A 19,545-nucleotide genomic window follows, 5' to 3' on the forward strand; every position below is an offset into this window, starting at 1 on the left:
TCTCACCTCACCCTTATGTCATCTGGGGGTATTGGACGAAAAAGCGGCGTGGGCTGACAAACGATATAAATTGGCGTTCAGGTGAGCCAGATTGAATCAACTGAGTGACTGCGCTCTAAAAAACGCACTTAAACCGCATTAGGTTCACATATATTCACCCTTAAACAGTATGCTGAGCGCAGAAACCACGCGTGAGAATTGTGATGACCGATGCAAATGAAGCCAGAAACCGGCTGCTCAACGGCTGGCAGCTGTCGAAAATGTACACCTTTGAAGTGGCGGCTCGACATGAATCCTTCGCGCTGGCGGCGGAGGAGCTGTCGCTCAGCCCCAGCGCGGTGAGCCACCGCATCAACCTGCTCGAAGAAGAGCTCGGTATTCAGCTGTTTGTCCGTTCGCACCGTAAAGTCGAGCTGACGCAGGAGGGAAAGCGCGTTTACTGGACGCTAAAATCGTCCCTCGACACCCTGAATCAGGAGATCCTGGACATCAAAAACCAGGCGCTGTCCGGCACGCTGACGGTCTACTCCCGGCCGTCGATCGCTCAGTGCTGGCTGGTACCCATGCTGGGCGACTTTACCCGCCGCTATCCGTCGATTTCGCTCACCGTCCTGACCGGCAATGATTACATCAATATGCAGCGAACGGGGGTCGATCTGGCGCTCTATTTCGACGATACGCCGCCAAACCATCTGTCTCATCACTTCCTGATGGACGAAGAGATTTTGCCCGTCTGCTCGCCGCAGTATGCCCGCGAGCATGAGCTGTTGAAAAACCCCGATAACCTTAGCCACTGCACGCTGCTGCACGACCGTCAGGCCTGGAGCAATGATTCCGGTACGGATGAGTGGCTGAGCTGGGCGCAGCACTTTGCGGTGAATATGCCGCCATCGTCGGGTATTGGTTTCGATCGTTCCGACTTAGCGATTATTGCGGCCATCAACCACGTCGGCGTCGCGATGGGGAGAAAGCGGCTGGTGCAAAAACGGCTTGAACGGGGCGAACTGATCGCCCCGTTTGGTGACAAGACCCTGAAATGCCATCAGCACTACTATGTTTCGACGCTTTCGGGCCGACAGTGGCCGAAAATAGACGCCTTTATCGGCTGGCTGAGAGAACTGGCAGGTTGAAGAATTATTACGCTTTCGCGCTACACCAAATGTGAAAAAGCGTGCTAAATACAGGTAATGCTTTCGATTTATCCAGGGTAAACCGTGCTAAAGCCTCTCATTGCTACCGCGTTACTGATCTCTTCCGGCTGGGCCATTGCCGCCGAGCCGCCGCTGACGGCTGCCCGTTATGCGCAGCAGCTTGGCGTCGGGATGGATGTGGACTGGGCGCGCACCGAGCGCGGCATACGCGAGTTCGACCCGCTGGTGGTTCGCGATTTTCGCGCAAAAGGCATTACCCACGTGCGCATTCGCGTCGCCGATGAGCCGACGGAAGCGCGGCTGATCCACCTGCGCAAGCTGGTGGAAGCCTGCGAGCAATATGGCGTGATCCCGATTATCGCTTATCAGGCCGATGAATATAAAAACGACCCCAAAGCCGATAACGAGAAAGAGACGATCAACTGGTGGATTGCCGTGGCGCACTATTTCGGCCAGAGCTATCCGCTGCTGGGTTTTGATCTCATTTATGAGCCAGCCGACAAGCTTAACCACAACCTCGCGTCGTTAAACCGCGTGTATGAAAAAACCATTAAAGCGATCCACGACATCGACCCGCAGCGCATGATTTTCATTGCGCCGCGCCTGCGCGCTGCGCCGGAGGATTTATCCGGCCTGAAGCTGCCTGCGCACAGTCAAAACTACCTGCTGGCGGAGTGGCATATTTTCCCGTGGGGGCCGCTGAAAAATAGCGGTAAATACCCGTGGACGTCCGGCACGGTGGCGGAGAAGGCGGCTATCCGTAACCGCATCAGCACCGCGCTGCGCTGGCAGCAAAAAACCGGGCACGTCAGCTGGGTTGGGGGCTGGGGCGTGGGGGAGTCAAACCACCTCACGCCAACCGCTTCGCAAATGGCCTTCGCCACCTTTATGGCCTGCGAGCTGCAAAAGGCGAAAATCCCATATGCGCTTAACGCGGATTTCCAGTTTTACGACGGGGAAGAGGGGGCCTGGCGGCCTGCGCCGGAGCCGTTATTGCAGGCGATGATTGCGCCCGTCTGTGAAAAGCCCGGCGAGAAGCCGGGCCATCATGCGGTTAAACCGGCTGCTCGTGATGCGGAACGCGCGACGACAGCGGCAGCCAGCACAGTAAAATCAGCAGCCCCATTAGCGTCATCAGCAGGCCCAAACTAGCCTGCCCGGTCTGCGGCATCATGGCGGAGAGCCAGGCCAGCGCGCCGGAACCGATGTTCTGCAAACCGCCCACCAGCGCGCCCGCCGTGCCGGCGAGGAACGGGAACGGCTCCATCGCGCCGCTAGTGGCGAGCGGGAACAGCATTCCCGCGCCGAAGAAGAACAGCGCCGCCGGAATCAGCAGCGTCCAGACGGTCATCACGCCAAACAGCCCCGGGATCCACATCATCAGACCCGCCAGAAGGCAGCTGATCACGGCCTGCCACATCAGGGTTGAAAAGCGCTTGTTCTGACGCCCGGCAAACCAGGCGCCAAAGAACGCCGCCGGGATTGGCAGAATAAACAGAATGCTCACCACCATGCTGCTCAGGCCAAGACCCGCGCCCAGCAGCACGCCGGAGCAGGCTTCGAACACTGCAATACCCGCCAGGCCGCCGATCAGCATCAGCAGGTAGCAGGTAAACGCGCCGTTGCCGAACAGCGTCTTATAGCTTGTGAGAAGCTTCGTGCGCGGCGCGTCTTTTGGACGGGTTTCCGGCATCCAGCGCGCCATGCTGAAGGTGACAATTATGCAGAGCACCAGCAGAAAGGCGTAACAGGCGCGCCAGGACCACATTGTGTCCAGCAGGCCGCCAATCAGCGGAGCGAGAAGCGGGCTGACCAGAATGCCCATATTTAACAGGCTGTTGGCGTGGCGGAGCTGGGTGCCCTGATACATATCGCGCGGTAAGGTCCGCGCCATCACCCCGCCGACACCCGTCCCAACGCCCTGCAGGGCGCTGGCGGCAATCAGTACGGTCAGGCTGTGGGTGGTAATGGCAATCACCGTCGCTACCATGAAAATGCTCATGCCCACCAGGATCACCGGGCGACGCCCGACGCGGTCGGAGAGCGGGCCGTAGAAGAGCTGTGAAACGCCATAGGTCAGCAGGTAGGCTGCCATCACGCTCTGCACCGCGCCTTCGCGGACGTTCAGTTCCTTTGCCATGTCGGCAATCGCCGGAATGTAGATGGTTTGCGCCATCTGACCGACGGCCACCAGTAACACCAGCATCAACAATAAGTTAACGTTCCTTTGCTTTTTCATGTCGCTGAATACTTTTGCAAAAAGAGAGAAATGAAGAATAAGTGACTACGAATTACCATAAATGCGCGAGGAATCTACCACAGACAGATGACAATTTAAGCATTGTTGCGGTGAATGAAAAAACCGGGAAAGGCAGGATTTGTAAACAAGAACGGCAACTAATGTTGCCAGCGATTTACGCCAGACGCAGCAGAATTGCGCCGACAGCAATACCCAGCGCTGCCGCGATGCGCAGGCCCGCAACCTTCTCTTTTAAAAGGACAAAGGCGATCAGCGCCCCGAAAAGAATCGAGGTTTCACGCAGCGCGGCGACCACCGCCAGCGGCGCCTGCGTCATCGCCCAGAGGGCCAGACCGTAAGAGCCCATGGTCCCCACGCCGCCGAGCAGCCCTTTTTTCCAGTGCAGGCGCAGGTAGCTGGACGCCTCGCGCCGACGCGCCACCATCGCCCAGCCCAGCAGGCAGAAGCCGTTCATAAAGAAGGTCCAGAGCGTGTAGCCCAGCGCGGTGTTCGACAGCCGCACGCCGGTGCCGTCCACCAGCGTATACCCGGCGATAAAACAGGCATTCAGCAGCGCCAGCCAGATCCCCCTGCGTGACTGCATGCGGCCATTCATCGCCATCGCCAGAATCGACAGGCAAATGACTCCGATACCGGACCAGGCGAGCCAGGAGAGATGGTCGCCGAGCGCCAGCACGCTGATCAGCGCCACCAGCAGCGGGGCGGTGCCGCGCATCAGCGGATAGGTCTGGCTCATGTCCGAGACCTGATAGGTCTTCGCCACCAGCACGGTGTAGACCACCTGTAAGGCGCAGGAGACGATCAAAAACGGCCAGCTTGCCGCAGAAGGCTGTGGTGAGAAGGGCAGTAAAATCAGGGCAATAATCGCGGCTGAGCCGCTAACGCCGATCGCAGAGTAGAGTTTATCCGTTCCGGCTTTAACGATAGCGTTCCAGCTGGCATGCAGCAGTGCGGCGAAAAGCAAAATGCAGAAAACGGTGATGGTCATGGCGTATTGGGTGATGAATTGTCACTCAACTGTAACATTCACATCCTGATGCCGCCAGCCGGTTACACCGCACAAAAAAGGCGGTGCGTCACCCGTGGTTCGTCTGAGACCAGCGTAAAACCGGCTCGATTGTAAAATCCGTACGCGCTGTCCGGCGCGTGAGTATTCAGAAAATCAAACCAGATGCTGGCATCCGCCATCACTACGGTTAAAAGCTGTTTTCCAATGCCCAGCCCGCGGCACTTCTCGCTGACGTAGAGATGGCGAATGCGTCCGGCACGCGGCTGCTGGCTGAACGGATCGCGGTTGAGGCCACACACGCCCACCAGCTTGCCGTTAAGAAACGCACCCAGCAGCTTTTCACCCGGCGCGTTAAAGCGGTTCTCACCCCGCAGCCAGTTCTCTTCCAGCCTGCGCAGCATGTTGAAATTCAGCGCGATACTTTCCGCCTTCAGGGCGATATACCCCGGCTCATCCGGTGTGACAGGCTCAATTAACAGACGCGACATAGCATTCCCTCGTTATTAAAGAGGGGCGGTTGCCCGCCCCTCTCAGGTGCGACTTGAACCTGAATTACCGAACGTATTTCAGGACAGCATCAAGCAGTTGCAGTACTGCAACAATGAGTTTGAGGATAAGTATCACCATATCCACTACGCTCATACGCGTCTCCTTTTGGTTAAAAGGAGCACGATGCTGGCGTACCTTTCCGCCGCCTGTTGCCAGCACCTGGATTGACGTAACACAGTGTGCTCACTTCAGGGGTTAAGGCACTGACGGCACCACCCGTTTCAGCCAGGACTTCGTTGCGCCGGTAAACTGCGGCCCCCTCGCTCACTGCGAACACCCTCAGTATAGATAAATACTGTATGCATGAACAGTATTTTTGGACAAAATTCGGAAGGTGATCCATACTCAAAAACGTCAAAATCCGTGCCGGAATTGCGCGTTCGAGTTCGATCGCGTATACTTTTTCCGTTGACGTAACACAGTGTGTTCTGCGGCGACCAACCGCAAAACCCTGATAAAAACCTCGCTCCGGCGGGGTTTTTTGTTTTCTGGTCTGCCCACAAAAAAATACCGGGATAAGCGGTGGCCTGGTCAGGCTTCTTAAGAAATCAATTTTATGCAGGGGAACCAGGATAGTTTTACGAGATGCAGCACCAAATAAGTCATTTAATATAAAAAACAGACTCGCCAGGATATTAAAACCGCATCGTATATAGCCGTAAAAAATAATATTCAATCGAATTATTTTTCTCGTGAATGTATTTTTGAGGAAATTCACCAGTTTGAATTACCCTGCTTTTCATTGTATATTTTTATAGCCACAATCATGATATGGATATCTTATGCAAGCATCGGATTATTTGAAGATGAAGTTCCAGGGCGACAGACAGTTGGCTATTTATGGACAGCAAGGCGTTGCCGGGACATGGAAAGCATTAAAGGGAATCGGCTCTGATATCTATTCAGGAATGGAGCGTGTAAGCTGGTACTCATCATGCTTAATCCCCAGCTATCACGATGTATGTGATGAGCTTCTCTCAGAAGAAAAGAGAATGTACCTCTCAATTGTGTCTCTTTACCGTTATCGCGATGTAATAGCACAGATGCTCTATCTTTATTTTAAAAGTGTTCTAAATGACTCTGAAAATGGAAATGAACAAAATCGCGCCCGCAAGACGGGTTCACAAGTAACCGGATTTGTTAAAAATATCCCGACAAGCAAAGCAGCGCGTTTAGCAATAGCATGGGGGTTGGCAATATATCTTTCCAAATCTGGCCTGCTCTCAGAAATCGTCGTCGAACGGCTTGCACGTCGCGTTCCGAACGTTGTCATGGCATTTCAATTGATTGGCACGGACCAGAAGTGCGCGCTTGCTGCTCGTCGCCTGAAAACGTTGGACCCAAAGTATTACGCCACCCTCTATGCCGCACAACTGGAAATGCTCTATTACTTTATTGAACCATTCCTGTCTGAACTGATTAAGAAGGTTCAAATGGGTTTCTACAGGGATTTTGAAGCGATTTATGACGACTTAAGGGACAAGTAGCGTGTTTAAGAGTCTGTTATCAATTCTCTTTACGGATATTTTATTTCCCGTTTATGTTTTTGTATGCGCCTCTTTTTTTCTATGGTTGGTACCTGACCACTGGGTATTACTCACATTTATTGCTATCGGTGTATTTATCATTGTTCATCCAATAATTTTTGGTCGTTTTGATAAGTACAATTGATTTTTTAAAAAAAGTATTCTTTATGTCAAGTCCGGCTTATTTATTTCTTTCAGATGAAAATGGTTCCCCCATGGTTGGCCCCTGCCTTGTGACAGGGCGTGAAGGTGCAATTGAACTCAAATCATTCACTCATAATGTCAACATTCCAGTCGACGGGAATACCGGGAAATTGACGGGCACGCGCATACACATGCCCATCATGTTCCAGAAAGAATTTGATCGTGTAACCCCGCTTCTCTTTCGCGCGCTGAGTACGGGAAGAACACTTCAGTCAGCCACCATTAAGATGTATCAGATTAATGAAATGAGGCGGGTTTAGAACAGGAATATTTTAATATCCTCCTGGAGAATGTGAAAATAACCTCAATCACCCCTGACCTGTATTCCGGCGCAAACACGGGAACACACCTTGAAACGGTTCTCATACGCTATGAGAAAATCACCTGGAAGCATTGCGACGGCAATGTCATCTTTAGTGACTCCTGGAATGAGCGAGCAACGTACTGAAACGTGATCCCTGGCGCATTTTTGCGCAGATGAAAATATTTCCATTGTCACGCCCGAAAACCTGTGTTTGTATAAATTCAATCAATGATTCCAAACACAGGTCCCCAATGACTTCATCCATCTTCACTTCGACCCTACTAAAAACTGCGCAACCTGCCGCAGTGGTCGTCGTGCGTGTGGTGGTGGTCGTCGGCAATGCGCCGTAGGGACTGGATCAACACACGAATCCAAAACCCCGCCGGCGCAAACCGGGCGGGGTTTTTCGTTTAGGACCCTCCCCGGAAAGTCGGCCCAGAAGAAAAGGACTGGAGCATGGCAAGTTCGGGCACAACATCCACAAAGACGCGTTTTACAGGCGCGCAGCTGATTGTTCATTTACTGGAACGACAGGGCATCACCACGGTTGCGGGTATCCCGGGTGGAACCGTGCTGCCGCTGTACGATGCGTTAAGCCAAAGCACGCAGATCCGCCACGTGCTGGCGCGCCACGAGCAGGGGGCGGGGTTCATCGCTCAGGGCATGGCGCGTACGCAGGGCAAACCGGCGGTCTGTATGGCCTGCAGCGGCCCCGGCGCAACCAACCTGGTGACAGCCATCGCCGACGCGCGCCTCGACTCCATTCCGCTGATCTGCATTACCGGCCAGGTGCCGTCCTCGATGATCGGCACCGATGCGTTCCAGGAAGTGGACACCTACGGCATCTCTATCCCCATCACCAAACATAACTATTTAGTTCGCGATATCAGCGAGCTGCCTCAGGTTATCAGCGATGCGTTCCGCATTGCGCAGTCTGGCCGCCCGGGCCCGGTGTGGATAGACATTCCTAAGGATGTCCAGACCGCAGAGATCGAGATCGACGTGTTGCCGGAGCCGGGCGAGCGCGCCCCCGCGCCGGAATTCAGCGCTGAAAGCGTGCGCGACGCCGCCGTCATGATTAACGCCGCCAAACGCCCGGTGCTCTATCTGGGCGGCGGGGCGATTAACGCTGCGGATGAAATCCGCCAGTTTGCGGAAAAGGCCAACCTGCCGACCACCATGACCCTGATGGCGCTGGGTATGCTGCCTAAAGCGCATCCGTTGTCATTAGGCATGCTGGGCATGCACGGTGCGCGCAGCACCAACTACATCCTGCAAGAGGCGGATTTGCTGATCGTTATGGGCGCACGTTTTGATGACCGGGCGATTGGCAAAACCGAGGAGTTCTGCCCGAACGCCAAAATCATTCACGTGGATATCGACCGCGCCGAGCTGGGTAAAATCAAACAGCCGCACGTGGCGATTCAGGGCGACGTGGCCGAAGTGCTGGCGCAGCTGATCCCGCAGACGGACGCAACTGACCGGGCCGACTGGCGTCAGCTGGTGGCGGATCTGCAGCGCGAGTTCCCGGGCGCCATCCCAACTGAGGGCGACCCGCTGAGCCACTACGGGCTGATCAACGCCGTGGCCGCCTGCGTGGACGACAGCGCGATTATCACCACCGACGTGGGCCAGCATCAGATGTGGACCGCGCAGGCGTATCCGCTGAACCGTCCGCGCCAGTGGCTGACCTCCGGCGGCCTCGGCACCATGGGCTTCGGCCTGCCGGCGGCAGTAGGCGCGGCGCTCGCCAACCCGGACCGCAAGGTTATCTGCTTCTCCGGCGACGGCAGCCTGATGATGAACATTCAGGAGATGGCGACTGCGGCCGAAAACCAGTTAGACGTGAAAATCATCCTGATGAACAACGAGGCGCTGGGTCTGGTGCACCAGCAGCAGAGCCTGTTCTACAAGCAGGGCGTGTTTGCGGCGACCTATCCGGGGATGATTAACTTTATGCAGATTGCCGCCGGCTTTGGCCTGCACACCTGCGATCTGAACGCGGAAGAAGACGCCCACGCGGCGCTGCAGGCGGCGATTTCTCGCCCCGGCCCGGCGCTGATCCACGTCCGTATCGACCCTGAACAAAAAGTGTATCCGATGGTGCCGCCGGGTGCGGCAAATACTGAGATGGTGGGGGAATAAACCATGCAGAAACAACATGATAACGTCATTCTGGAACTCACCGTCCGCAACCACCCTGGCGTTATGACCCACGTCTGCGGGCTGTTTGCCCGCCGGGCGTTTAACGTGGAAGGCATTCTCTGCCTGCCGATTCAGGGCAGCGAGCACAGCCGTATCTGGCTACTGGTCAACGACGATCAGCGTCTGGAGCAGATGATGGCGCAGATCGACAAGCTGGAAGACGTCACCAAAGTGGCGCGCAACCAGTCCGATCCCACCATGTTTAATAAAATTGCGGTGTTTTTCGAGTAAATCGCTTAAGGTAATCGTCTTTCGCTCTTGTAGGCCGGATAAGCGCAGCGTCATCCGGCTTTTTCAGATCGCAGGAACACACATGACCACCATCGCTCTCATCGACGACCACCTTATCGTCCGCTCCGGTTTTGCCCAGCTTCTTAACCTCGAACCGGATTTCCAGGTCGTGGCCGAGTTTGGCTCCGGTCACGAGGCGCTGGCGGGCCTGCCGGGGCGCGGGGTGCAGGTCTGTATCTGCGACATCTCGATGCCGGATCTCTCTGGGCTGGAGCTGTTGAGCCAGCTGCCGAAAGGGATGGCGACGATCATGCTCTCGGTCCACGACAGCCCGGCGCTGGTCGAGCAGGCGCTCAACGCGGGCGCACGCGGCTTCCTCTCCAAACGCTGTAGCCCGGACGAGCTGATCGCCGCCGTGCGCACCGTCTCCACCGGCGGCTGCTACCTGACGCCGGATATCGCCATCAAGCTGGCGGCCGGACGTCAGGATCCGCTCACCAGACGCGAGCGCCAGGTGGCGGAGAAGCTTGCCCAGGGCATGTCGGTGAAAGAGATTGCCGCCGAGCTGGATCTGTCGCCGAAAACCGTGCACGTCCACCGCGCCAACCTGATGGAAAAACTCAACGTCAGCAATGACGTCGAGCTGGCGCGCCGCATGTTCGACAGCTGGCAATGAGTCCCGTGTTTTCGCGGCTGATCGCCGTCGTTGCCAGCTTTTTTATCTTCTCCGCCGCATGGTTTTGCCTGTGGAGCATCAGCCTGCACCTGGTGGAGCGTCCGGAGCTGGCGGTGCTGCTGTTTCCCTTCGGCCTGCGTCTGGGGCTAATGCTCCAGTGCCCGCGCGGCTACTGGCCCGTTTTGCTCGGCGCGGAGTGGCTGATGCTGGTCTGGCTGGCGCAGGAGGTGGCCCTCGCGCATCTTCCCTTATTGATGACCGGAAGCCTGCTTACGCTTCTCCCCGTTGCCCTGATTTCCCGCTACCGCTACCAGCGCGACTGGCGCACGCTGCTGCGTCAGGGGGCGGCGCTGATTGCCGCCGCGCTGTTACAGTCACTGCCGTGGTTAGGCGAGAAGGAGATGCTTAACGCCCTGCTTCTGACCCTGACCGGTGGTCTGACCCTCGCGCCGACCTGTCTGGTTTTCTGGCACTACCTCACAAGCACCGTCTGGCAGCCGCTCGGTCCCGCGCTGGTCTCCCAACCGGTGAACTGGCGCGCCCGACACCTCATCTGGTATTTGCTGCTGTTTATGGTGAGCCTGTGGCTGCAGCTTGGTCTGCCCGCCGAGCTTTCGCGCTTCACGCCGTTTTGCCTGGCGCTGCCGATCATCGCTCTGGCCTGGCACTACGGCTGGCAGGGGGCGCTGATCGCCACGCTGATGAACGCCATCGCGCTGATCGCCAGCCAGACCTGGCACGATCATCCGGTGGATCTGCTGCTCTCGCTGCTGGCCCAGAGCCTGACCGGGCTGCTGCTCGGGGCGGGCATTCAGCGTCTGCGCGAGCTGAACCAGTCCCTGCAAGCCGAGCTGGCGCGCAACCGTCGTCTGGCGGAGCGTCTGCTGGAGACCGAGGAGAGCGTGCGGCAGGAGGTGGCCCGCGAACTGCACGATGATATCGGCCAGACCATAACCGCCATCCGCACGCAGGCGGGCATCGTCCAGCGTCTGGCGGCGGATAACGCGGGCGTGAAGCAGGGCGGGGCGCATATCGAACAGCTTTCGCTGGGTGTCTATGACGCCGTTCGCCGTTTGCTGGGACGGCTGCGTCCGCGCCAGCTTGATGATCTGTCGCTGGAGCAGGCGATACGCTCCCTGATGCGCGAGATGGAGCTGGAAAGCCGCGGCATTGTCAGCCATCTCGACTGGCGCATTGATGAATCATTGCTCAGCGAAGGCCAGCGCGTGACGCTGTTCCGCGTCTGTCAGGAGGGGCTGAACAATATCGTTAAACATGCCAATGCAAGCGCGGTGACGATCCAGGGCTGGCAGCAGGACGAGCGCCTGATGCTGGTGATTGAAGACGACGGCTGCGGCCTGCCGCCGGGCTCCGGCCAGCAGGGCTTTGGCCTGGCGGGCATGCGCGAGCGCGTCAAGGCGCTGGGCGGCACGCTGACCCTCTCCTGCACCCACGGGACGCGCGTCAGCGTCAGTTTGCCGTTAAGGACGTACCATGTTTAAAACCCCAACCAGCGCGGCTCCATTGCGCGACAAGGCGGAAATCGACGCCCGCTACCGCTACTGGCGTCGCCATATCCTGATCACCATCTGGCTCGGCTACGCGCTGTTCTACTTCACCCGTAAAAGCTTCAACGCCGCCGCGCCGGAAATCCTCGCCAGCGGCGTGATGACGCGCACCGATATCGGCCTGCTGGCGACGCTGTTTTACATCAGCTACGGGCTGTCGAAGTTCTTCTCCGGCATCGTCAGCGACCGCTCCAACGCGCGCTATTTTATGGGCGTTGGGCTGATCGCCACCGGCGTGGTGAACATCCTGTTTGGCTTCTCCACCTCGCTGTGGGCCTTTGCCCTGCTGTGGGCGCTGAACGCCTTTTTCCAGGGCTGGGGTGCGCCGGTCTGCGCCCGCCTGCTCACCGCCTGGTACTCGCGCAACGAGCGCGGCGGATGGTGGGCAATCTGGAACACCGCGCATAACGTTGGCGGGGCATTGATCCCGATGGTGGTGGGGGCTGCCGCGCTGCACTACGGCTGGCGCACGGGGATGATGATTGCCGGTGGCCTCGCGATTATCGCCGGGCTGTTCCTCTGCTGGCGCCTGCGCGACAGGCCGCAAACCGTCGGCTTGCCGGCGGTGGGCGACTGGCGGCACGACGAGATGGAGATCGCCCAGCAGCAGGAGGGCGCCGGGTTGTCCCGCCAGGAAATCCTCACCAAATACGTGCTGAAAAATCCGTACATCTGGCTGCTGTCCCTCTGCTACGTGCTGGTCTACGTGGTGCGCGCGGCGATCAACGACTGGGGCAACCTGTACATGTCCGAGACGCTCGGCGTGGACCTGGTGACCGCTAACTCTGCGGTCACAATGTTTGAGCTGGGTGGGTTTATCGGCGCGCTGGTGGCGGGCTGGGGCTCGGACAAGCTGTTCAACGGCAACCGCGGCCCGATGAACCTGATTTTTGCCGCCGGGATTTTGCTCTCCGTCGGCTCGCTGTGGCTGATGCCGTTCGCCAGCTACGTGATGCAGGCGGCGTGCTTCTTCACCATCGGCTTTTTTGTCTTTGGCCCGCAGATGCTGATCGGCATGGCGGCGGCGGAGTGCTCGCACAAGGAGGCGGCCGGTGCGGCGACGGGCTTTGTCGGGCTGTTTGCCTACCTCGGCGCGTCGCTCTCCGGCTGGCCGCTGGCACGGGTCATCGACGTCTGGCACTGGAGCGGGTTCTTCGCGGCGATCGCCATCGCGGCGGGCATTTCCGCCTTGTTGCTGCTGCCGTTTTTGCACGCCCAGGCGCCGCGCGAAGCGTGACGTGCCTCACCTTTTGTTGCCGAGTGGCGCAAAACTAAGAAATTTTCCCGGTTTCACCTGGACGCTGTCTCAGGCATCTCTCCCGGCTGATTTTTACAATGCTGCAAAAATCAGCTCAGGAGTAAACCAACCATGCTGGCCTTCTTAAACCAGGTGCGCAAGCCGACCCTGGATCTGCCGCTCGACGTGCGGCGCAAGATGTGGTTCAAACCGTTCATGCAGTCTTATCTGGTGGTCTTCATCGGCTACCTGACCATGTACCTGATCCGCAAAAACTTTAACATCGCGCAGAACGACATGATCTCCACCTACGGGCTGAGCATGACGCAGCTGGGGATGATTGGCCTGGGCTTCTCCATCACCTACGGGGTGGGGAAAACGGTTGTGTCCTACTACGCGGACGGTAAAAACACCAAGCAGTTCCTGCCGTTTATGCTGATCCTCTCCGCCATCTGTATGCTCGGCTTCAGCGCCAGCATGGGCGCGGGCTCCGTCAGCCTGTTCCTGATGATCGCCTTCTACGCCCTGAGCGGTTTCTTCCAGAGCACCGGCGGGTCGTGCAGCTACTCCACCATCACCAAATGGACGCCGCGCCGCAAGCGGGGTTCGTACCTCGGCATGTGGAACATCTCCCACAACCTCGGCGGGGCGGGTGCGGCAGGCGTAGCGCTGTTTGGCGCGAACTATCTGTTCGACGGCCACGTGATCGGCATGTTTATCTTCCCGTCGATTATCGCCCTGATCGTCGGCTTTATCGGCCTGCGTTTCGGCAGCGACTCCCCGGAATCCTACGGCCTCGGCAAAGCCGAAGAGCTGTTCGGGGAGGAGATCAGCGAAGAGGACAAAGAGACCGAAGAGAACGAGATGTCCAAATGGCAGATCTTTGTTGAGTACGTGCTGAAAAACAAAGTGATCTGGCTGCTGTGCTTCTCAAACATCTTCCTGTACGTGGTGCGCATCGGCATCGACCAGTGGTCAACGGTGTACGCCTTCCAGGAGTTGAAGCTCTCGAAAGAGGTGGCTATTCAGGGCTTCACCCTGTTCGAAGTGGGCGCGCTGGTTGGCACGCTGCTGTGGGGCTGGCTCTCCGACCTCGCCAACGGCCGTCGCGCGCTGGTGGCCTGCGTCGCGCTGGCGCTGATTATCGCCACGCTCGGCATCTACCAGCACGCCAGCAACCAGTACGTTTACCTGGCGTCCCTGTTCGCGCTCGGCTTCCTGGTGTTTGGCCCTCAGCTGCTGATTGGCGTGGCGGCCGTAGGGTTCGTGCCGAAAAAAGCGATCGGCGCCGCCGATGGGATTAAAGGCACCTTCGCCTACCTGATCGGCGACAGCTTCGCCAAGCTTGGCCTGGGGATGATCGCCGACGGTACGCCGATTTTCGGCCTTACCGGCTGGGCGGGCACCTTCGCGGCGCTGGATGCGGCAGCGATTGGCTGTATCGTCCTGATGGCGATGGTCGCGGTGCTGGAAGAACGTAAAATTCGCCGCGAGAACCGCGCGCAGAAATTAAAAGCGGCCTGAGTGTGCAGGTAACTTCTTTGCCCGGCTGACCGCCGGGCTTTTTTTATTTGCTCGTCCTACCTTTACCCCGCTTTACACACCCACTCCTCTCCATGCTCTACAGTGTTTTTTGCTGCCGCCTTTCGTGCAGCCTTAGCCCCTTTTGCTAACGGAGAGCTTGCATGTTAACCCGACGATTGTCCTGCCTGGCGCTGCTGATGGCGCTGGCATCCCCCGCAATGGCCGCGGATGCCCCCACCTACGGCGAGAAGCTGGAAGGTTTCGACTACGGCTGGCCGGTAAAACACTTTACCTTTACCTCGCAAAACCAGTCTCTGGATATGGCTTACCTGGACGTGAAGCCGGAAAAACCCAACGGACGTACCGTGGTGCTGATGCACGGCAAAAACTTTTGTGCGGGCACCTGGGACGGCACGATCCGCGCGCTGTCGGCCAGCGGCTATCGCGTGATCGCACCTGACCAGATTGGTTTCTGTAAATCCACCAAGCCGGCGCATTATCAGTACACCTTCCAGCAGCTGGCGGACAACACCCACGCGCTGCTCACATCGCTTGGCGTCGATCGCGCGACGGTTATCGGCCACTCGACCGGCGGCATGCTGGCAACCCGCTACGCGCTAATGTGGCCGCAGCAGGTAGAGCAACTGGTGATGGTGAACCCGATAGGGCTTGAAGACTGGAAAGCGCGCGGCGTGCCGCACATTACGGTTGACCAGTGGTACCAGCGCGAGCTGAAGGTCAGCGCCGACGGCATTCGCCAGTACGAGAAAAACACCTACTACGCCGGGGAGTGGAAGCCGGAATACGAACGCTGGGTGACCATGCTTGCCGGGCTGAACAACGGGCCGGGTAAAGCGCGCGTGGCGTGGAACTCGGCGCTGCTCTACGACATGATCTACACCCAGCCGGTCATCTATGAATTTAGCGACCTGAAGATGCCGGTATTATTGATGATCGGCACGAAGGACAACACCGCCATCGGGAAAGACCTCGCCCCGCCGGAGGTCCGCAAGACGCTCGGCAACTATGCGGTGCTGGGCAAAGAGACGGCGAAGCGCATCCCGCACGCGACGCTGGTGGAGTTTAACGACATGGGCCACGCGCCGCAGATGCAGGATCCCGCACGCTTTCACGAGGCGCTGTTGAAGAGGCTTCAGGCGCGCTGACGGGTCTCCAGCAACAGCCCGCGCAGCCACGCCTGCGCGGGATTGCTTACATCGCATTTATCCAGCTTTTTTCGGTTCACTATTCTGGCCGTAGCCGCTGTCGACACGCTGCGTTTCCCGCTATGATGAGCGGCTAGTCTAAGGAGAACGCATGGTCTGGATAATGCTGGCAACGCTTGCCGTGGTGTTTGTGGTGGGATTTCGTGTCCTGACCTCAGATTCCCGCCGCGCCATCAAACGTTTAAGCGAACGGCTGGGGATTACCCCGATGCCGATCGAGTCGATGATTGACCAGTTCGGTAAAACACCGGGCAATGAATTTATCCGCTACCTTGAGCGGCCTGACGAGGCGCATCTGCAAAACGCCGCGCAGGTGCTGCTCATCTGGCAGGTCTGTATTGTCGACGGTAGCGAAGAGAATCTGCATGCCTGGCACCGTATGCTGCGTAAAGCCCGCCTTGCCGCACCCATTACCGATGCGCAAATTCGTCTGGCACTTGGCTTTATGCGCGAAATGGAGCCCGATCCGCAGGAGCTGAACGTCTTCCAGCTGCGCTATAACCAGCTATTTCTGCCGAAAGAAGGTGTGTTTTATCTGCATTAAGCCTTTTTGCCGCACAAGATATTCTGAGCGTTCAGGATCTCCTCTCTGTTTTCATTGAGGCGGGTTGCGGCATAGATATCAATATTTAATCTCTTTGCCTCATCGTCCGTTAGCTCGCGGTAGCATAGCCCCTCCTGATTGAAGGTGCATTTTGACTGAGGCAGCAGCGCAAACCCTTTCCCTCTTGCGATACGGCTTAGCATCACGAGGGAATCATCCGGCTCTTTAATACGCTTCAGCGGCGTTTTCAGCGTGTCAAAGTAGCTTTCGCATTTATCATAGAATGACGGATTAGCGCTTCTCGAAAACCAAAAAAGTGGAAGATCGCTAATGTCTTCCAGCGAGACTTTCTCTTTCAGACTGGCAGGATGTAAAGAAGGCATTGCGATGAGCAACGGTTCCTGGCAGACCCAGCGGTATTGAACAATGTCTTCATGACCCGTTCCTTTTTCCCCGGTCAGCACCAGATCCAGCATATTTTTAGACAAGCTTTGCAGCAGCTGTGCTGACGTCAGGTCGGGCGTTTCAACGTCATCTCCGGCGTTCATTTTTTGAAGCTGGGTATTTACAGGTTCAATATATTCAAAATTAAGCGTGCGCGTGAGACCGATGCGCAGACTCGTTTCTGAAGAGTGAGGATCTTCTTTTAAGCTGCTGATGTCTTTGAGTATTTTTTCTGCCTGAACGACCAGCGCTCGGCCTGCTTCAGTGAGGCTAACGTCATGCGTACTGCGACTGAACAACTGACGTTTCAACACCGCTTCAAGGCATTTTATCTGACGCGTCAGAGGCGGTTGAGTCATGCGCAGACGTTCGGCAGCCTTACGAAAGTTCAGTTCATGTGCAACAGCGAGAAAGCATTGTAATTGTTTGATACTGGGCAGGTTATTGCTGATTAAATGTTCTGCTGTAGCCATACGTGGGTCCTAAATGCGAAAAGGTATTTCGTCTTTTTTCCATTTCGATATTACACGCTAAATGCTGGCAGCAAAACCCGTTTTAACAGTAATACAAAAAATATATTACAAATTTAACAATTCCAATAGTTTCCTGTATTGATAAATTTCTATCCGAATCCTCACTTAATCAATACTCGGAGTAATTATGTCGTCTAAATATGTACTGGTATCACGCTTCCCATTAAAAAACACTTTTTCTGAAAAAGAATTTACTTCCTTAAAAAGCAATGAAAACGTTCGCTACTATACCTGTGAAGAAAACGGCGTTAATGAATTGCTGGAATTACGCGCATTCAACGATATTAAAGAAATTGCATGGGTTGAAAGTGAAATGGAATCCATGTTCCATCGTTTCTCTGAAGTTCTTTCTGCCGATATCCGTCGCGAACTGCTTAAGTTTGTTGAATCCCCAATTGATAATAAAAATAGCTTGCCACAATCAAATTATATTCAACTCCGACACGTCGAAGTGCCTGCGCATAACTATCAGCAGTACCGTCAGTGGCGCGATGAAACCATTTTTAATGTTGTAAGAGATAACAAAGATAAGATTGAAAGTTTCGAAGCATTTCATTCACTGATCAGCGGCGTTCCGGGTGTAATGTTTATCTCCTCATTCAACGGCGATAAAGCAGCATATAAAGAAGCATTTACCAATGCGCGTTATCAGGAAATCATTCAACAGGCCGGCGATAACTTTATTACTGGCGGTAATGACGGCCTTTATACACGTATCTATCGTGCTTGCTGTTGTTGAGGGACAATGAATGAACTGTAAAAAGTTGGTAGTTGTTGGCGATAAATTTAATGAATTTGCCAATGGTAAAGATGTACTGACTATATCTCAGCTAGAATTATTGACTCAAATACCTGCGAATATCATTGATAAAGAACATGAAATTATTGTTGGGCAGGGCGTGCGCAAGGATTTTGCCGGAAAGGTAATTTCAAACCAGGCAAGAAATGCGATTCATGGTAATAAGTTAAAAATGTGCTCTCTGGAAAAACTGGTTAGCGACAAAAAAAATGCTTATTGCCATAAAAGACTGGAACAGAATGTACTTATAGGACCTGCGGAACAAGCTGAGCATAACCACGATCTTTATGCGATGCCGCTGTTAATCGATGAGCGTTGCGAATTGATGGCGGATCATCAGACGGGGCAGCATATTCAGGGAATGCTCCTGGTTGAAGCCAGCCGACAGGCCTTTATCGGCGTCACCGAAGAATTTATTTACCAGCAGGAAAGTGGACGCTATTACGTCATTAATAGCATGGCAATCAATTTCGCCAGTTTCCTGTTCCCTTTACCGGCGCTGGTCCACTTTGAATTTCTTGAAAAAGATATTAACGACCGCCGGGGGCGTTTCAAGGCTCAGGTTCGCGTCACTCAGCACCAAACGCTTTGCGCGACAATGGATGTCTCGTTCACCGTCTATCCTTCCGCCCTGATTACAGAGAAAGAGAAATCTCTGGCTGAGGTTGCCATGCAGGCGACCATTGTTGAGCAGCAAGGGGTGACTCAGGGGGTAACGCATGCCTGAATTACGTAGCCAGAAATACCGTCTGGCTGCGACCACGCAGGGGCCGCTTTACCCCCCTGCGGAGGTCATGGACGGGAAGGGTAATTTTGTCGTGGTTGGCATGGTGCCAGGGGATAACGGACTGCAGTGGCGAAGCGTCATTGTCTGTCCGGACAGCCCGCTTCCGGCATTTGGGGAAGTCGCACCCTATAACATTCTGTGCGATCTGGAAAAGATGCCTCAGGACGCGTTGAAGGACATCATTCTTCATACTCTTCCTTTACCCATTCCGATGAACAACTATCGGATGATTTTCGCACCAGAACAGCGGCCACAGGCCAATAATGAAATAAGGCCAGGCCTGCCACTTCATGAAGGTTATATCGCGGATTATCGCAGCAGCGATGGAAAGCGAGAGATCGAGCCAGTGACCCTCGCTGCCTGGCTCGAGGCAGAGGGCAACTTAGAGGTCACATTGTCCGAAGATAAGAAACGAGCCCGGTTCACGTTTTCGTTCCGGAGCCTTGTTCCGGATAGCGTTTACACCGTGATGAGTCTCAGGGAAAACGATCTAGCCTCGGAGGATCCGAGCAGGCCAGGTCCGCTGGGAATACCCAACGTATTTATAACCGATAGCGAAGGTAATGCCGAATATTGGGCAGAGTTAACCGATCCTTTCCCGGCTCCGGCGAGGAAAGGAAACAGAATTATTAACGTAGTCGTACTTTATATGAGCTCGCGTCAGAGCTACGGCGGTGCAATTGGCTTGTATGGTCTTGGAGGCGATATCCATGCCCATTTAAAACTCAAAGGCCGTTCCTTCGATGAATTTACAACTATAGAGTGAGA

At 55.8% G+C, this 19,545-nt stretch carries 21 protein-coding genes and 1 pseudogene; 16 read left to right on the forward strand and 6 right to left on the reverse strand.

Features of this window, described 5'->3' with window-relative positions; genetic code table 11:
* Window positions 1-203: 203 nt before the first annotated feature.
* Together dsdC and IM271_RS12715 are read left to right on the forward strand one after the other, a co-directional pair.
* On the forward strand, window positions 204-1,130 hold the full coding sequence (gene dsdC / locus IM271_RS12710; RefSeq protein ID WP_039024536.1) for a DNA-binding transcriptional regulator DsdC: 927 nt from the start codon (window positions 204-206) through the stop codon (window positions 1,128-1,130).
* Window positions 1,131-1,214: 84 nt separating this feature from the next.
* Window positions 1,215-2,303 carry a cellulase family glycosylhydrolase gene (locus tag IM271_RS12715; protein WP_193052677.1) on the forward strand — a complete coding sequence of 363 codons (1,089 nt, stop codon included), beginning with the start codon at window positions 1,215-1,217 and terminating at the stop codon, window positions 2,301-2,303.
* On the opposite strand, the gene emrD is transcribed toward IM271_RS12715, so the two are convergent.
* From emrD to IM271_RS12740, 5 genes are all read right to left on the reverse strand, one after another.
* Window positions 2,206-3,390, reverse strand: coding sequence for a multidrug efflux MFS transporter EmrD (emrD, locus tag IM271_RS12720; protein ID WP_193052678.1), 1,185 nt, complete (start codon window positions 3,388-3,390; stop codon window positions 2,206-2,208). The genes IM271_RS12715 and emrD overlap by 98 nt on opposite strands.
* Before the next feature lie 175 nt (window positions 3,391-3,565).
* Window positions 3,566-4,399 (reverse strand): EamA family transporter, encoded by an 834-nt coding sequence (locus tag IM271_RS12725; RefSeq protein WP_063437530.1) that lies wholly within the window; start codon window positions 4,397-4,399, stop codon window positions 3,566-3,568.
* Between the two features lie 62 nt (window positions 4,400-4,461).
* On the reverse strand, window positions 4,462-4,908 hold the full coding sequence (locus IM271_RS12730; RefSeq protein WP_028014956.1) for a GNAT family N-acetyltransferase: 447 nt from the start codon (window positions 4,906-4,908) through the stop codon (window positions 4,462-4,464).
* Between the two features lie 64 nt (window positions 4,909-4,972).
* A complete protein-coding gene (gene tisB, locus IM271_RS12735) occupies window positions 4,973-5,062 on the reverse strand; it encodes a type I toxin-antitoxin system toxin TisB (RefSeq protein WP_045260836.1) in 90 nt (29 codons plus the stop codon).
* A gap of 16 nt (window positions 5,063-5,078) precedes the next feature.
* On the reverse strand, window positions 5,079-5,687 hold the full coding sequence (locus IM271_RS12740) for a hypothetical protein (RefSeq protein WP_193052701.1): 609 nt from the start codon (window positions 5,685-5,687) through the stop codon (window positions 5,079-5,081).
* Between the two features lie 64 nt (window positions 5,688-5,751).
* On the opposite strand from IM271_RS12740, the gene IM271_RS12745 reads away from it, so the two are divergent.
* The 11 genes and pseudogenes from IM271_RS12745 (at window position 5,752) to IM271_RS12795 (ending at window position 16,214) form a co-directional block, all read left to right on the forward strand.
* Window positions 5,752-6,456 (forward strand): hypothetical protein, encoded by a 705-nt coding sequence (locus tag IM271_RS12745; RefSeq protein WP_063943322.1) that lies wholly within the window; start codon window positions 5,752-5,754, stop codon window positions 6,454-6,456.
* A 206-nt stretch (window positions 6,457-6,662) separates the two neighbouring features.
* Window positions 6,663-7,147: pseudogene (locus tag IM271_RS12750) on the forward strand (Hcp family type VI secretion system effector).
* A gap of 107 nt (window positions 7,148-7,254) precedes the next feature.
* A complete protein-coding gene (gene ivbL, locus IM271_RS12755) occupies window positions 7,255-7,353 on the forward strand; it encodes an ilvB operon leader peptide IvbL (protein WP_057979964.1) in 99 nt (32 codons plus the stop codon).
* 106 nt (window positions 7,354-7,459) lie between these two features.
* Window positions 7,460-9,148 (forward strand): acetolactate synthase large subunit, encoded by a 1,689-nt coding sequence (ilvB, locus tag IM271_RS12760; RefSeq protein ID WP_193052679.1) that lies wholly within the window; start codon window positions 7,460-7,462, stop codon window positions 9,146-9,148.
* Window positions 9,149-9,151: 3 nt separating this feature from the next.
* Complete coding sequence (ilvN, locus tag IM271_RS12765; RefSeq protein WP_010426528.1) at window positions 9,152-9,439, forward strand: acetolactate synthase small subunit; 288 nt, start codon at window positions 9,152-9,154, stop codon at window positions 9,437-9,439.
* 82 nt (window positions 9,440-9,521) lie between these two features.
* A complete protein-coding gene (gene uhpA / locus IM271_RS12770) occupies window positions 9,522-10,115 on the forward strand; it encodes a transcriptional regulator UhpA (protein WP_041911714.1) in 594 nt (197 codons plus the stop codon).
* A complete protein-coding gene (gene uhpB / locus IM271_RS12775; protein WP_193052680.1) occupies window positions 10,112-11,617 on the forward strand; it encodes a signal transduction histidine-protein kinase/phosphatase UhpB in 1,506 nt (501 codons plus the stop codon). The genes uhpA and uhpB overlap by 4 nt, the downstream gene beginning before the upstream one ends.
* Window positions 11,610-12,920, forward strand: coding sequence for an MFS transporter (locus IM271_RS12780; protein WP_048999160.1), 1,311 nt, complete (start codon window positions 11,610-11,612; stop codon window positions 12,918-12,920). The genes uhpB and IM271_RS12780 overlap by 8 nt, the downstream gene beginning before the upstream one ends.
* Window positions 12,921-13,052: 132 nt before the next feature.
* Window positions 13,053-14,444, forward strand: a complete 1,392-nt coding sequence (gene uhpT, locus IM271_RS12785; protein WP_028014963.1) for a hexose-6-phosphate:phosphate antiporter — start codon at window positions 13,053-13,055, stop codon at window positions 14,442-14,444.
* Window positions 14,445-14,605: 161 nt separating this feature from the next.
* Window positions 14,606-15,610, forward strand: a complete 1,005-nt coding sequence (locus tag IM271_RS12790) for an alpha/beta fold hydrolase (RefSeq protein WP_193052681.1) — start codon at window positions 14,606-14,608, stop codon at window positions 15,608-15,610.
* A 151-nt stretch (window positions 15,611-15,761) separates the two neighbouring features.
* On the forward strand, window positions 15,762-16,214 hold the full coding sequence (locus tag IM271_RS12795; RefSeq protein WP_193052682.1) for a DUF1198 domain-containing protein: 453 nt from the start codon (window positions 15,762-15,764) through the stop codon (window positions 16,212-16,214).
* Here IM271_RS12795 and IM271_RS12800 read toward each other — a convergent pair.
* Window positions 16,211-17,131 carry a LysR family transcriptional regulator gene (locus IM271_RS12800; RefSeq protein ID WP_059357169.1) on the reverse strand — a complete coding sequence of 307 codons (921 nt, stop codon included), beginning with the start codon at window positions 17,129-17,131 and terminating at the stop codon, window positions 16,211-16,213. The two genes, IM271_RS12795 and IM271_RS12800, sit on opposite strands and share 4 nt — an antisense overlap.
* 187 nt (window positions 17,132-17,318) lie before the next feature.
* Between IM271_RS12800 and IM271_RS12805 the strand changes: the two genes are divergently transcribed.
* Genes IM271_RS12805 through IM271_RS12815 form a run of 3 tightly spaced genes read left to right on the forward strand, consistent with a single transcriptional unit; the run spans window position 17,319 to window position 19,543 of the window.
* Window positions 17,319-17,930 (forward strand): hypothetical protein, encoded by a 612-nt coding sequence (locus IM271_RS12805; RefSeq protein WP_045260828.1) that lies wholly within the window; start codon window positions 17,319-17,321, stop codon window positions 17,928-17,930.
* A gap of 10 nt (window positions 17,931-17,940) precedes the next feature.
* Window positions 17,941-18,717: an AfsA-related hotdog domain-containing protein gene (locus tag IM271_RS12810; protein ID WP_028014968.1), complete on the forward strand. Its 777-nt coding sequence runs from the start codon at window positions 17,941-17,943 to the stop codon at window positions 18,715-18,717.
* On the forward strand, window positions 18,710-19,543 hold the full coding sequence (locus IM271_RS12815; RefSeq protein ID WP_193052683.1) for a hypothetical protein: 834 nt from the start codon (window positions 18,710-18,712) through the stop codon (window positions 19,541-19,543). Before IM271_RS12810 ends, IM271_RS12815 begins: the two co-directional genes overlap by 8 nt.
* The last annotated feature ends 2 nt before the right edge of the window (window positions 19,544-19,545 follow it).

It is taken from the genome of Enterobacter cloacae complex sp. I3 (assembly GCF_014896175.1).
Lineage (GTDB): Bacteria > Pseudomonadota > Gammaproteobacteria > Enterobacterales > Enterobacteriaceae > Enterobacter > Enterobacter bugandensis.